The organism is Mucilaginibacter flavidus, assembly GCF_024055575.1.
In the GTDB taxonomy this organism is placed as follows: domain Bacteria; phylum Bacteroidota; class Bacteroidia; order Sphingobacteriales; family Sphingobacteriaceae; genus Mucilaginibacter; species Mucilaginibacter flavidus.
Window position 1 is genome coordinate 220318 of record NZ_JAMXOE010000009.1, and the last position, 15566, is coordinate 235883.

A 15566-nucleotide genomic window follows, 5' to 3' on the forward strand; every position below is an offset into this window, starting at 1 on the left:
TAGGTGGGCCCGATTAATTGTTTGAAACGTGATTTGTCTCCCACTCGCTTTGCAGTACCCTGGCGGTTTGGCTGCTACCGTCATGGCTCCATCCCGGTGGATTAAAAAGATACTGCAGCTTTATTTTTAACGTAGGAGCTTTTTTTACATCGGTCAATAAAGCCTGCCATTCATGAAATAATACATTTACCGGGCCAAGGTTTTCCGGCTGATGGGTTAATCCATATTTTACCGGTTCGGGCAAATTTTCTGCGCGGAAGGTGCCGAATAGCCTGTCCCATATTATTAAAACCATGCCCATGTTTTTATCAAGGTAGGGCACATTTGATGCATGGTGCACGCGGTGGTGCGAAGGCGTTACGAATATGAGCCCGTACCATTTGGGCAACGGCACATTGTACTGTGTATGCACAAGGTTGCCATAAAGCTGGGTTACCAGGTATGCGTACAAAATATCAACAGCATTAAAGCCCATAAAGGCAAGGGGCAGGTAAAAAAACACCCGGTAGAGCGGCTCAAAAACGGTGGAACGGAAGCCGGTTGTAAAATTAAAATGTTCGCTGGAATGGTGGGTTACATGGATGGCCCAAAACAGGCGGCAATAGTGCCCGGTATAATGCAGCGCCCAGTACAAAAAATCCTGCGCCACAACCAATACTACCCAATAAATAATGGCATTGTGTATTTGGAATAACCTGAACTGCCATGCGAAATGCAGAATAAAAAACGTAGAGCCGCCAACCGCAAGGTTTAACAAAAATGCAAGCGTCGTTAAATAAATATTGGTGAGCGTGTCGCGCTTTTCGTAATAATGCCGGTTTTCGCGGTAACTGAACCACATTTCAAGTACGGTCATCACTACCAGTAAACTTACCAGTACAATTGCGGTTTCCTGCCTGGGGTCGGGGTGGAACATAGCTTAATGATTTCGAATTACGGATTTTCGATTTCGGATTTGATAAAAACCTGATCGATACCTTTTAGTTACAAATTTGCGTAAAATGATAAACTTTCGCAAAGTTCGTCGTTAGTGCAAATATTGTCAAGCACGCATTGGCCAATGTTAGTCAATAAAGTGCAATTTATGTTGCCGTTTTGGTTCTTTTTATCTTTCAGCATTATTGCACACAACGTATCGAAGTTTGTTTCTGCAAGATTGTATTTTGGGTATAATTTACTTATCACCGTTACAATTTCATCCAAATCAGCACTGCTCAAGCCTGTTTTTTTGTGGGATAAGTAAGCCTCGCAAATCATACCTAAAGCAATTGCTTCGCCGTGTGTTAACGGGTGTTTGTCATTTATCAATGAATTAGTCTCAACCGCGTGGCCAATGGTATGCCCGAAGTTTAAGGCCTTACGAATACTTTTTTCGGTAGGGTCTTCAATAACAACCTCGTTTTTTATCTCAACAGAGCGGTGAATTAATGCCGCAGACGGCTTGCTTAAATCGCTGTTTTTTAAAGCTTCCCAATAGGCAGCATCCATTATCAGTCCGTGCTTTAGCATTTCGCCGATGCCGGAGAGTATCTGTCTTTCGGGCAGCGTTTTAAAAAAATCGTCAGAAATAAATACGGCTTTTGGCTGGGTGAACGTGCCGATGATATTTTTGATATTATCCATGTCGATACCTGTTTTGCCGCCAACCGAGGCATCCACCTGCGAAAGCAGGGTAGTGGGTACATGTACAAAATCAATCCCCCGTTTAAAGGTTGATGCAGCAAAGCCGCCCATGTCGGTAATTACACCGCCGCCAAGGTTTATCAACAGCGCTTTGCGGTCGGCTTCAAAATCAATCAGCATTTTCCAAATGCCTATACAAAAGTCGATAGTTTTGCTTTCCTCGCCCGAACTTACTTCTATGATATCGAAATTCTCATGCCCGTCAAAAACAGCCTGTACTAAGGGCAGGCAGTGAACCGAGGTGTGCTCATCAGTTAAAATAAACGACCTTGAATAATTGCCGGCATCAACAAATTTTTTAAGCTCGGCCAGGCTGTTTTCAAAAAATATGGGGTAGTTATCGCTATGGATGGTCTGCATGATTATATAACTCTGATAATTTCACCTCTGAATTCAACGGTGTCGCCTTTTTTTACTTTCAGGCGTTTGCGGTAATCAACATGCTCGTTGTACATCACTTCTCCCTCAGTTACAACTATTTGCGCTTCGCCGCCGGTTTGCACCAGGTTGGCTGCTTTCAATAATTGTATCATTGGTATATAGTCGCCGGTTACTTTAAACTCTATCATCGGGCAGCAAAAATAAACTATTCAACGAATAATGAGATATTTGGCTTGCAATTTATAATTTTGCAAACTGGCCCATAATTCATAGTTGGTAGTCGATGGATGTTTTCCATAGGTTATCAACTACAAACATGACCTGTACTAACTGACCCATGACTGAAAAAAATAATTTGTCTTTCGAGAATACGGAGATAGCTTTCCGGCATTCGTCCAATTCTGACCTTAAGCGTGCTTACTGGCTTTTTAAAGTTATTAACGTTAATTTTTTAGTAAAAATTGGCCCACCTATTACCAATTTTGCTATTAATATCGGCTTGCCTATTAAGGGCCTGATAAAAGCAACCATATTTAAACATTTTTGCGGCGGCGAAACTATTGCCGAATGCGATAAAACCATAAAAAACCTTTATAACGGCGGCGTAGGCACCATCCTCGACTATTCGATAGAAGGGGAGGACGATGAGCATGTATTTGACAATACCCGCGACGAAATTATCCGTACCATCGAACGCGCAGCCGTGGATAAGTCTGTTCCGATTACTGTTTTTAAGGTTACAGGCGTGGCCCGGTTCTCGCTGCTGGAAAAACTTGATGAAAAGGCGCAGCTTAGTATTTTAGAACAGGAAGAATGGGAAAAGGTACAGTCGCGCGTTTTGGCAATTTGTACAGCGGCACATGCCAAAGGAATTCCGGTAATGATAGATGCCGAAGAAAGCTGGATACAGAAAACCATAGATATGCTGGCTTTGGATATGATGCACCTGTACAATACCGAAAAAGCCATTGTATACAATACTTACCAGCTTTACAGGCATGATAAACTACAATCATTAAAAAACGACCATGAGGTCGCATCCACAGGGGGCTTTATTTTGGGCGCCAAACTGGTGCGGGGAGCGTACATGGAGAAAGAACGTAAACGAGCTGAAGAAAAAGGCTATCAATCACCCATACAGCCGGATAAACAATCGTCAGACAGGGATTACGATTTATCGTTAGATTATTGCACCGATCACGTCGCCCAAATTGCTTTCGTGGCAGGCACCCACAATGAAGAAAGTTGCCGCAAGCTTGCCGAATTGTTAGATAAAAAGAACATCGACCATAATAACCCCCATGTTTATTTTTCACAGCTTTTGGGCATGAGCGATAACTTGAGCTTTAACCTTGCTAATGCCAAATACAATGTGGCTAAATATGTGCCTTATGGACCTATAAAAGCTGTTTTGCCTTACCTTTTCAGACGGGCGCAAGAGAACACTGCCATAGCCGGCCAAATGAGCCGTGAGCTGGGTTTGATTACTAAAGAGGTTAAGCGCAGGAAGCTTTCGAAATGATTTTGTAGAGACGCAAACTTGCGTCTCTAAATTTGCCGGGTAAAATAATTTTTTTCGGAGAGCAATACTTTGCGTCTCTAAAACCAACGTTTTGAAATAACGTCTTTTTTGATTTGCACGTGGGAGACGCAAGTATTGCGTCTCTACAAAAATGGGAGACCAAAAAACATTGCGTCTTTACGTTTGAATGCCTTTCGGCACCCACAATTTCCCCGTACCCTGTTAAAATTTGTTAAATAATCCCATTAACCTACAAATAATTTTGTACCTACAAAATTATTTGTAGGTTTGTAATATGAATATTACTCAACCCACAGATAATAAACCCATAGAGCCCACCAAATCAGAACTGGAGATACTGCAGGTGTTGTGGCAGCATGGGCCTTCACCGGTTCGGTTTGTGATGGGGGAGCTCAACAAAATTCGCGAGTTGAACTATACCGCCACCTTAAAGCTGATGCAGTTAATGGTAGATAAAGGTATTTTAAAACGGGATGAGAGCCGCATGCAGCATGTTTACCATGTGGTGGAGGAAGAAAATAAAACCAAAGAACATTTACTGGATAAGTTTTTAGATACACTTTACCAGGGTTCGGCAGGCAGCCTGATGATGCAGCTGGCCGGCAATAAAAAAACCACTAAAGAGGATTTACAGAAAATGAAGGAACTGCTGGACAAATTGCAAAAGGACGTTAAATAAGATGGAGCAGCGGATACAACATTTATTCCCCCCACGCATCAGCCAGGCTATTTGTCATGCGCTGATGCACTCGCTTTGGCAGGGAATATTGTTGGCAATACTAACAGGCATTATCGTGTTATTTACCAGGAAGGCAAACGCTGCCATAAGATACCGGCTGCTGACCGGCACCTTGTTGTTGTTTACTATTGTATTTGTTTATACCCTTGCATTTGAGCTTTTAAACCGGGTCGAAAGCAATTTTAATATCAACAAAGCTTCAGTTAGTGCAAAAACTAATGCTTTAACGGACGTTTGGAGCAATCTCGGTTTTGGTATGAAATATGCGCATGAACAGGAAGGAATTATTGTTGCAATATGGTTAATGGTGGTAATGTTGCAATGTGCGCGATTACTTTTTGGCCTTTACATAACCAAGCGGTTAAAGCGGGTAAAAATTAACCGGGTACCGATTTTTTGGAGCCAGAAGCTTTTAGAATTAAGCTCATCATTAAAAATTAAACAAACCGTAACGTTGCTCGAATCGGGTATCGCAAAAATACCTTTGGTTATTGGCTATCTGAAGCCGGTGATACTTATACCTGTAGGCTTGGTCAATTCAATGGAACAACCGGAAGTGGAAGCCATTCTTTTGCACGAACTGGCCCACATCGGCAGGAATGATTACCTGGTTAACCTGCTGCAAAGCATAATGGAAACGCTGTTGTTTTTTAATCCGGCAGTGCTTTGGCTATCACATTTAATAAAAACGGAACGCGAAAACTGTTGCGATGACGTAGTGTTGGCCCAAACCGGTAATAAAATAAACTATATCAGGGCTTTGGTGCACTTCCAGGAGTATAACTTTAACCCACCCAGGCATACTTTTGCTTTAGGCGGCAATGGTACCGCTATAATAGCACGTATGGAGCGGATGATCAACAACCGCAACCGCGGACTTAACTACTTTGAAATTATTTGCCTTGCTATATTGCTGGCTTTCGGCGTGCTCTTTATTAGTGCCGGCCCGGTAAATAATATCCGTTCGTTAATAAATACAAAACAAACAGCTTTACCGCAAAATGCTGTTAATGCCAAGGCACTCGAGGCTAAAAAACAAGCTGAGAAAGCAGCTGCAGAACGAACACGAAAGCCGGGCACCAGTCCATAAAGGCCGTTAGCAGGAATCACAGATTAATACTTACTCAATACATAAAATGCATGCTTCAAATGGCGTCCCTGGGTTGCCATTGCATAAAAAATCAACTAAAAAACTACGTTATGTTACGCAATTATATAAAAATAGCACTGCGGAATATCCGCAAAAACAAAGTGCTTTCGTTCATTAATATAGCCGGGCTTTGTATTGGGCTGGCCTGCTGTATACTTATCATTCTTTACATAAAAGATGAGTTAAGTTTCGACGGTTTTCATCTTAAAAAAGACAATATATGCCAGCTGACGTGTGTCCGCACAGAACAGGACGGCGGCAGCCAAAAATTTGCCATTGCCGCATTGGTGCAGGGCCCGGCCTTTAAGCAGCAAATACCCGAAATTCAGGATTTTACCCGTGTAAACCCAAAGGACATCGTTATAAAAAGGAACAACGACATTTTTAGTGAACAGGTTACCTGGGTTGATAAAAGCTTTTTTAACATATTTAGTTTTCCGCTGCTTTCGGGTAATGTCAACAGTGTATTGGCCGACCACCATTCCATGGTGCTGAGCGAAACCGCCGCCATAAAATATTTTGGCACAACGCAAGTCGCCGGTAAAACCTTGCTGCTGGAAATTAATGGAAGGTTTGAGCCGTTTACCATTACCGGCATAGCCAAAGATGCACCGAAGAACTCCAGCATACAGTTAAACGTACTTTTGCCCTTTTCATATTTCGAAACCGCAAGCCCCGATAATGGGTGGATGTGGGTATCGTTTCCTACCTATTTTTTAATGTCGCCAGGGGCTAACCTCCAGAATGTTGCCCGCAAAATGGACCAGGTTTATCAAACCAGGGCAAAGGATGAAATTGATTTGAATAACCTTGCAGGATATGGCAATCATTTCAATTGGGGACTACAGCCAATCACCGCTATGCATTTAAATACCGAATATGCGGGTACGCCCATGGGCAGCAACCCGGTATACTCCTATATCCTGGGCGGCGTTGCGGTGTTTATATTGCTGATTGCCTGCATTAATTTTGTGAACCTGACTGTAGCACAGTCCATTAAGCGGGGTAAGGAAATTGGCATCAGGAAGGTGATGGGGAGCAAACGCAGCCGTTTGGCCGTACAGTTTGTAGGCGAATCGGTGATTACCTGTTTAATTGCAGCTGTTTTGGCTGTAGGGTTGGCGGTAGTTGCCTTGCCTGTTTTTAATGTTTTAGCCAACAAACAACTGGGCTTTTTTTCCTTAGTGGATTGGCGACTTATTGCGATATTTATTATGTTGCCTGTACTTACAGGCAGCCTGGCGGGAGTTTACCCGGCAATGGTATTATCCGGATTTAACCCGCTGACAGCATTAAATGGCAAAGCAAATACCATAGGAAAAAACTATTTAGCCAAAAGCCTGGTGGTTATCCAGTTTGCACTGGCTACGTTTTTTATTATCTCAACCCTGTTTATTTATGCACAGTTTAACCTGCTTACGCAAACATCAGTAGGTTATGCCGATAAAAACCTGGTTGATTTTACTGTTAGCCAGGGAATAAGGAGCAGACAGGTAATGGACTTATACCGAACAGAGTTTTCGAAACTACTGGGAGTAACCGGAGTATCGTACACCAATGTCGGACACTTTGGTGGCAAAACCCGGATTGGAACTAAAGAGTTTACTGCCACTTATGAGCATATCGCCGACGACTATTTACCAGTATTGGGTGTAAACATAGTTGCCGGTCGCAATTTTTCGGCTGCATTTTCTTCTGATTCGACCTTATCGGTATTAGTGAACGAAACGCTGGCCAAGCAATTGGGGATAATAAATATTGTCGGTAAAACCATCGATTATATGAACCTACCAACCTGGGGAAGCCGAAGGGTAACCATAGTGGGGGTGGTAAAAGATTATCATAATGAGTCGTTAAAAGAAAAAATACAGCCCATAGTTTTTACGCAGGAACCTTTATTACCGTTGGGAAAAATGATATTGCGTATAAAGGGAGGAAATACCGCCGCCACGCTGCTTTCGATGGAGAAAACCTACCACCAGCTTTACCCTGATCATCCTTTTCAATACCAGTTTCGCGATGAAGAGAACCGGGCGGCCTATGAAACTGAAAACCGCTGGAAACAGGTTATCACCTTTGCTGCAGCCATCACCATTTTTATTTCGGCAATAGGGCTTTTAGGCCTGGCGCTGTTATCGGCGCAAAAAAGAGAGAAAGAAGTTGGCGTACGTAAAGTATTGGGAGCGTCGGTAACAACTTTAACCGCGATGTTGGTTAAAGACTTTGTCAACCTTGTGTTGCTGGCGTTTGCAATAGCGATACCCGTTGGCTGGCTGGTAATGCAAAACTGGCTGCAAAATTTCGCTTACCGGGTTGAACTTAGTTGGTGGCGCTTCGCGTTAGCTGGGGCCTTATCATTGGTAATTGCCACGCTGGCTGTAGGTTTGCAGGCCTTAAGGGCGGCGCTGTCGAACCCGGTGAAATCGTTGCGGAACGCGTAATAGTTAATTAAAAAAAGGCAATACAATAAATCTTTAAAAAATGAAAAAAGCAATTATCCTAAGCGCATTGGCGCTCACCCTGTGCGGTATAAAAGCCAAAGCACAAACAGGCGAACAGGCCGAAACACCCGTAAAAAACGGCAATGAATGGCAGATGCCCAAAGATGTGCTGATGCGCTCGAAAAAATTTGCCGACGGGCTTAAACAATCTTTGGGTTTAGACGATGCCACCACAAAAAAAGTATTCAACGCCTATTTGGGAAATACCAAATCTGTGGATGAAATTAAAGTAGCACAGGTTAGCGAGAAAGAAAAGAAAGATAAACTGGCAGCAAACCAACAGGAGTTTTTAAAAATATTGCAGGGAATTTTAACGCCTGCGCAATATGATGCTTACCTGAAACAAAAGAAGCAATAACCCAATATGAAAAATGCAGCCCTCATTTTATTGAGCGGCTGCATATTATATAACTTATTAACCATCTTCGGATATTGCAAGATAATACGGATGAATCGGAGTAAACCGGTGTAAATGCCAGGAACTAATTTGGTTCCCTTTTCGATCGTTTGTGATCAACAAAACAATGATCAGCCATATTGATGGCAACCGGGTATTTGTAAAACAAAAAGAAATTCCAATAGCAAATAATTACCGGGAGGGATTTTTTACCGAAATAGGTATGTGATTTTCATCATCACAAATAACAATAACCTGCATACCCACCACCACTTGCCAAACCGGTATTGAAAAATACTGCAAAATCCCCCCGAAACTAACCCCGAAGCCTTAGCAGCTACCCCAATATCACCCTAAAAGATGATTTTTTACGAATCGTGTGCAAGGTAGCTTTGAAACTTGAAGTGATACTTATATCTCACCGTAAAAAAATAGCTATCAAACAATACCGTCATAAACACCGACCTATTATGAAAACATCTTTACTTTCATCACGCAACACGATTTCGCAAACTTCCCTTGCGGCAAAATTATTAGTCATTTTTGTCCTGCTTGTTTGTTTTAGTAATTCACTTTATGCGGGTAAACCGGCAGCAAAGCCTAATGAAAAAGAGGTGCCGGCTTCATCAAAAATAAGAAAAACGCATGGACAGGCTGTTCCTGCTATCAGTTATACTACTCCGCATAATTACATGGGTACTGTGGCAATTGCCACATTATCACCAACAAGCAGCGGGGTGGCTGCCTTGGCTTATAATCTTGCAGGGGTAATGGTTGGCTCGGCATTTAACGGGCCTCGTGGTTTGGCTACAGATGCAGCCGGGAATGTGTATGTGGCCGATTATACCAATAACCAGGTGAAAAAAATACCGGTGGGCGGCGGTTCGCCAAGTATTGTAGGTTCGGGCTTTTCAAACCCTATTGCTGTAGCCGTTGACGCTGCAGGTAATGTGTATGTTTCGGATGTTGGTACCAATACGGTAAAAAAAGTACCGGTTGGCGGCGGCGCAACTGTTGTTGTTTGCATGGGTTTTAATAGTGCATATTCCATTGCATGCGATCCGGCCGGAAATATTTATGTGGCTGATGGAGGCAATAAAGCTTTAAAAATGATTCCAGCTGGAGGCGGTGCACCTGTAGTTATTGCAGCGGGTTACCAATCATTAATAAGTGTTGGGATTGATGGCTTTGGCAATGTTTATACCGGCGATTCAATAGATAAAACAATATACAAATTTCCTGCCGGCACAAATGTGCCGATGGTTTTTGCCACAGGATTTACCAACCCTATTGCCATATCGTCAGACGGGGAAGGCAACGTTTACATAGCCGATGCTACCGGCAATCTAATTAAAAAATACCCGGTGCTCGGGGGCGCACCCACTACGTTAACTTTAACCACAAGCTTAATAACCGGAATAACGGTTGATGGGGCTGGCAGTATTTATGCGTCAGACTATAACAACAGCCTTGTTAAAAAAGTTGACGCGCTTGGCGGCTATTTCATAAATAAGGTGTTGCCCGCAGGTTTAAAATTTAGCGGTGCAACCGGCAATATAACCGGTACACCGGCAAAAGCCAGCCCGGCTACCGATTATACAGTTACGGCGTATAATAGCTTTGGGGGCAGCCAGGCAATTGTTAATATTAAAGTTACCCCGCTTACACTTATTTACAGCATCCCGCCAACCTATACTGCCGGTGTGGGTATCACACCGCTATCACCTTCGGGCAGCGGTGTTGGCGCCCCGGCTTATGATAATGTGCCGATAACGGTAAGCAACGCCTTTAGCGGCCCCCGTGGTCTTACATTAGATGCGGCCGGGAATATTTATGTTGCCGACTATCTTGGTGGTGTTGTTAAAAGAATACCTATTGGCGGCGGCGCACCTGTTACGCTTGGTTCGGGTTTTATTCATCCAACTGGAGTTGCAGTTGATGCAGCGGGCAATGTTTTTGTGACTGATATTAGCAGCACCAATGTTATGGAAATTTTGGTTGGCGGCGGTGCACCGGTGGTTGTGGCAACAGGTTTCAGCAGCCCGCTCGGCATAGCTATTGATGCTAAAGGTAATTTATACGTCGCCAACTACGGTACTCAGAGTGTGAAAATGATTCCTGTTGGTGGCGCGCCGGTTGATATAAGCACAGGGTTTACCAACCTTGTTGCTGTTGCCGTGGATGCAGCCGGAAACGTATACGCCGGCGACAACGGCACCCATGCCGTATACAAAATACCTGCCGACGGCAGTGCAAAGGTACAGGTAGGCACGGGCCCAAATTCGCCAAATGGAATAACTGTTGATGGCGCAGGCAATATTTATGTAGCTGATGGTACAAACAACGTGGTAAACAAGTTTCCGGTTGGCGGGGGCGCGCCGGTTTTAATAGGCTCGGGCCCCGGAAGCATGATAGGGGTAGTTGTTGACCCATATGGCGTTTTGTACATCACAGACTTTAGCAACAAAGCCGTGCAAAAACTAACTCCGGCGGGCGGCTACCATATTGGCTCCGCCTTGCCGGCAGGACTCAATTTTGATGAAACCACAGGCACAATAAGCGGCACTCCAATTAGCGTTAGCCCCGCAACCAACTACACTGTAACAGCTTATAATACGTCTGGAAGCGCGTCAGCAATAGTTAATATTAAAGTTAAGGCACTTGACATTAGTTATGGCAGCCCTAAAACTTATATCACGGCAACGCCCATAGCCCCTTTGACCCCGGCAAGCGCCGGTGTGGCTGCCGCCGGTTATACCGGCAGCCCGGTAAGTATTGGTTCGGGCTTTAGCAAGCCGCGTGCCTTGGCTATTGACGTAGCCGGGAATGTTTATGTTGCCGATTTTCAAAGCAACAGCGTTAAGAAAATACCGGCAGGTGGAGGCATACCTGTTGCAATAGGCCCCGGCTTCAATGGTCCATCGGGTGTGGCATTAGATGCTGCCGGTAACGTATACGTTGCAGAATATACAGGTAACTTAGTAAAAAAAATTCCAGCGGGCGGCGGCGCCGTGGTAAATATTGGCTCAGGATTCGTGCACCCCAACGGAGTTGCCGTAGATGGCGCCGGGAATGTATTTGTGTCTGATAACGGAAACCATGCCATAAAAGAAATACCGGCAGGCGGGGGCGCCGTAATAAATTTAGGAACTTACAACAACCCACTTGCGATAGCAACGGATGTAGCCGGAAACGTTTATTTTAGTGAAAAATCCAACGGAGTAGTCTACAAAATACCGGTAATTGGCGGCCCTGCAGTTATTGTTGCATCGGGTCTCAATAACCCCTTAGGTTTAACTGTTGATGTATCGGGAAACTTATTTGTTGCCGACGGTGCAGTTACAACTTTATTGGAGTTGCCGGCAACAGGTAATACGCTTTTGCCGGTAGGCGCCGGTTTTAATATCCCTGCCGGGGTAGTTATTGACGCAGCAGGCAACTTATATGTAGGCGATTATTTAAATGGTACGGTTAAAAAAATAAAACCTGTTGGCGGGTATTATATTAATGCCTTGCCTGCTGGTTTAGCTTTTGATAACTCAACAGGTATACTAAGCGGGACGCCGGCTGTAGCAAGCCCGGCAACGGATTATATAATAACAGCCTATAACAGCTTTGGCAGCAACTCGGCAACAATAAATATTAAAGTGGATTTGCTTCCGCTGCCGGTGATAAGCTATCCCATCCCGCCAATATACGTAGTTAATACACCCATTCCGCCGGCAGCCCCCCAAAGTACGGGGGTAGCACCTCCGGGTTACACCAACGCTCCGGTAAATTTAGGGTCGGGATACAATAATCCTGTTGGCATAACGGTGGCTAGCACAGGCGACGTTTATATTGCCGACGCAGGTAACCACGCGGTAAAATTGATATATCCAAATAATAATAATGTATTTACCGTTGGCTCCGGCTTAAATTCCCCGAATGGCTTAGCTACTGATGCAAGCGGGAATGTGTACGTAACAGACCAACTCACTAATTCCGTAAAAAGAATAGCTATGCCAGCCAACACCACAACCACCGTAGCCACCGGGTTTAACACCCCCTGCGGCCTTGCGGTTGATGCCGCAGGCAATATTTATGTAGCTGATAAGGGCAATAACGCGGTAAAGGAAATTCCATTTGGCGGTGGTGCAACTATCGTTATAGGTTCTGGTTTTAACCAGCCGTCGGGCGTTGCAGTTGATATTGCCGGTAACGTTTATGTTGCCGATTTTGGCAATAATGCGATAAAAATGATTCCTGTTGGAGGCGGGGGCCCGGTGACCTTAGGCTCCGGATTTAGCCAGCCTACGGGCATAGCCCTTGATGCATCGGGCAATATTTATGTAGCCGATACCGGGAACAATGCTATTGAGAAAATGCCGGCGGGCGGCGGTGTGCCGGTGGTTATTTGCACCACTATTATTCATCCGCGTAGCGTGGCAGTGGGCAACGATGGCGTAGTTTACGCTACCGACAATGTAGGTAACAACGTTAAAGTAATTAAACCGGTTGGCGGATATTATCTTGGGTCTATCTTACCTGCCGGCATGAGTATTGATAATACAACGGGAGTGATTAGTGGTACACCATCGGCTGCTTCCCCTTTTAAATATTATTACGTTACCGGTTACAATAATACCGGGGGCACAAAAACTAATGCATCTATAACGATTAACCTGTTACCCCCCCCTTTTGTGGGGTACAGCAGTCCGCAATCGTATGTAAAAAATGTCATTATTTCGCCTTTAACACCCGTGAGCTCAAGTGTTTCGGCGGCGGGGTATAGCAGCGTAACTGCCAGCATGGGCACAGGCCTGGCATTGCCGGCAGGGGTGGCTGTAGATGCCGCAGGGAATGTTTATGTAGCCGACAGCGGCACTGGGCTGGTAAAAAAGATTCAAAAAGTTGGTGGCGGCACTATTAGCATAGGTACGGGTTTTAACACCCCGAGTGGAGTAGCTGTTGATGGCGCCGCGAATGTTTATGTATCAGACAGCGGAAACAATATAGTTTATAAAATCCCGGCTAATGGAAGCCCCACCGTTACTTTAGGTGCCGGTTTTAGCAGCCCTGTAGCGGTGGCTGTGGATTCACTGGGGAATGTTTACGTGGCCGATAAAGGTAACCATGCCATAAAGAAGATCCCGGCAGGCGGTGGCGCTATTGTTACCTTTGCGTCTGGCTTAACCAATCCTTCGGGCGTGGCAAGTGATGCGAATGGAAATATTTACGTGGCCGATGCCAGTGATAACCTGGTTGAAAAGATACCGGCAGGCGGCGGAAGCGCGGTTGTTGTGGCTTCTGGTTTTAGCCAGCCTCTGGGTGTAGCGATCGACGCATCGGGTAATTTATACGTCGCAAATTTTAATAATAGTGTTGTAAACATGGTACCTTCCGGCGGAGGCGCAATGACGGTAGTAGGCTCCGGCTTTAACCATCCCTATGGCGTAGCTATTGATGCTTCAGGAACCGTTTATGTGGCCGACTATCTTAACAATGCAGTAAAAAAATCAGCGCCCGTTGGCGGCTTTTATATAAAACCTGCTTTACCAAACGGGTTAATTTTTAACAGCAACACAGGTGTAATTAACGGCACGCCTGCGATGGTAAGCGTACAAACCGACTACCAGGTTATTGGCTACAATATTTACGGAACTTACACTGCAACCGTAAACTTAACTGTTAACCTTGCTCCGTTGCCGAAACTTAGTTATAAAACGCCACAGGTGTATCTTAAGGGTATGGCTACTGCGCCGTTAACGCCCGTTAGCACAGGGGTTGCCGCCGCGGCTTTTAGCACCACCCCGTTTTTAATAAAATCAGGCGGCACACCTTATGCAATAGCCACAGACGCGGCTGGGAACGTGTACATAACCGACCGGGCCAGTAACGCCGTCAAAAAAATACCTGCTGACGGAGGGCCGGTTATCACGCTCGCTTCCGGCTTCAATTTGATAGCAGGAGTGGCTGTTGATGTTGCCGGTAATGTTTATATAGGCTATAACAATACGGCATCATTAAAAATGATACCTGCGGGCGGCGGGGCGTTGGTTGATGTTGGTTCCGGGTTTGTCAATCCTTCGGGCATTGCGCTTGATGTTGCAGGAAACATATTTGTGACCGACCAAAATACGGGCAGCGTGTACAAAATCCCGGTCGGGGGTGGCGCGCCGGTGGTATTAGCATCAGCTATTGGTAATCCAATAGGAATAGCGGTTGACACTTACGGTAACCTTTACCTGGCTTGCCCTTCAATTAATGCCGTAAAGAAAATACCTGCCGATGGCAGCCCTTTAATTATTATAGGTTCGGGATTTAATCAACCGTATGGTGTAGCTGTCGACAATCTTGGAAACGTATTTGTAGCGGATGATAGCAGTAGTATTAAAATGATACCAACTGTTGGCGGGGCTACCGTGAGTATTAGTCAAGGGTACACCGGTGCAACCGGCGTTGCGCTGGATGTAAAAGGAAACTTATTTATAGCTGATTTTGGCGGCGGCAAGGTAATGCGGGCTAACCGTACGGGTGGTTATTATGTAAATCCTGCTTTACCTCTTGGTTTGGCAATAGATAATAATACAGGTGTTATTAGCGGTACACCGTTGGTGGCCGCACCGGCCAAAAATTATACTGCCATTGCTTATAACGGTAGCGGCGGTACCTCGGCTGCGTTAAATATCACCATCATTCCTCCTCCCAGCATCAGCTACACAACACCCCACACATATTTAACCGGAAGCCCGATAGCCGCACTATCGCCCACCAATACCGGCGGTGCGGTGCCGGCAACAATTTACAGCCAGGTTACTACACTAGCCGGGAGCGGAGCTTCCGGGTCAACCAACGGCACGGGCGCGGCGGCCAGCTTTACCGGATTAATGGGTATGGCCACAGATGCGGCGGGGAATATCTATGCAGTGGACTATACGGCAAATGTAATCCGGAAAATAACACCCGGGGGGGTGGCCACCACGCTGGCCGGTAGCGGGGCAATAGGCTCAGCCAATGGCACAGGTACGGCAGCCAGCTTTAAAAGCCCGGCAGGAATAGCGGTAGATGCGGCCGGCAACGTATATGTAGGTGACAGCGGGAATAACCTTATCCGCAAGATAACACCCGGGGGGGTGGTAACCACTTTTGCAGGCAGCGGGGTTGCCGGCTCAGCCAACGGCACCGGTACA

9 protein-coding genes are annotated in these 15566 nt (G+C 45.3%); 6 read left to right on the top strand and 3 right to left on the bottom strand.

The features are described from left to right. Nucleotides 1-13: 13 nt before the first annotated feature. The 3 genes from NAF19_RS15535 to NAF19_RS15545 form a co-directional block, all read right to left on the bottom strand. Nucleotides 14-916: a sterol desaturase family protein gene (locus tag NAF19_RS15535; protein ID WP_252790986.1), complete on the bottom strand. Its 903-nt coding sequence runs from the start codon at nucleotides 914-916 to the stop codon at nucleotides 14-16. A gap of 68 nt (nucleotides 917-984) precedes the next feature. Next, entirely contained in the window at nucleotides 985-2043 is a 1059-nt protein-coding gene (gene aroB / locus NAF19_RS15540; protein WP_252790987.1) for a 3-dehydroquinate synthase, read from the bottom strand. 2 nt (nucleotides 2044-2045) lie between these two features. Next, complete coding sequence (locus tag NAF19_RS15545) at nucleotides 2046-2252, bottom strand: RNA-binding S4 domain-containing protein (protein ID WP_252790988.1); 207 nt, start codon at nucleotides 2250-2252, stop codon at nucleotides 2046-2048. Between the two features lie 149 nt (nucleotides 2253-2401). Here NAF19_RS15545 and NAF19_RS15550 point away from each other — a divergent pair, with 149 nt between their 5' ends. From NAF19_RS15550 to NAF19_RS15575, 6 genes are all read left to right on the top strand, one after another. Beyond that, nucleotides 2402-3586, top strand: a complete 1185-nt coding sequence (locus NAF19_RS15550) for a proline dehydrogenase family protein (RefSeq protein ID WP_252790989.1) — start codon at nucleotides 2402-2404, stop codon at nucleotides 3584-3586. A gap of 295 nt (nucleotides 3587-3881) precedes the next feature. Next, nucleotides 3882-4286: a BlaI/MecI/CopY family transcriptional regulator gene (locus NAF19_RS15555; RefSeq protein ID WP_252790990.1), complete on the top strand. Its 405-nt coding sequence runs from the start codon at nucleotides 3882-3884 to the stop codon at nucleotides 4284-4286. 1 nt (nucleotide 4287) lies between these two features. Beyond that, a complete protein-coding gene (locus NAF19_RS15560; RefSeq protein ID WP_252790991.1) occupies nucleotides 4288-5436 on the top strand; it encodes a M56 family metallopeptidase in 1149 nt (382 codons plus the stop codon). A gap of 110 nt (nucleotides 5437-5546) precedes the next feature. After that, the gene (locus tag NAF19_RS15565) at nucleotides 5547-7937 is read left to right on the top strand and encodes an ABC transporter permease (protein ID WP_252790992.1); all 2391 of its coding nucleotides are present in this window, start codon (nucleotides 5547-5549) and stop codon (nucleotides 7935-7937) included. A gap of 40 nt (nucleotides 7938-7977) precedes the next feature. After that, nucleotides 7978-8355 carry a hypothetical protein gene (locus NAF19_RS15570; RefSeq protein WP_252790993.1) on the top strand — a complete coding sequence of 126 codons (378 nt, stop codon included), beginning with the start codon at nucleotides 7978-7980 and terminating at the stop codon, nucleotides 8353-8355. Nucleotides 8356-8864: 509 nt separating this feature from the next. Continuing rightward, on the top strand, nucleotides 8865-15566 hold a 6702-nt coding region (locus tag NAF19_RS15575; RefSeq protein WP_252790994.1), incomplete at its 3' end, for a putative Ig domain-containing protein.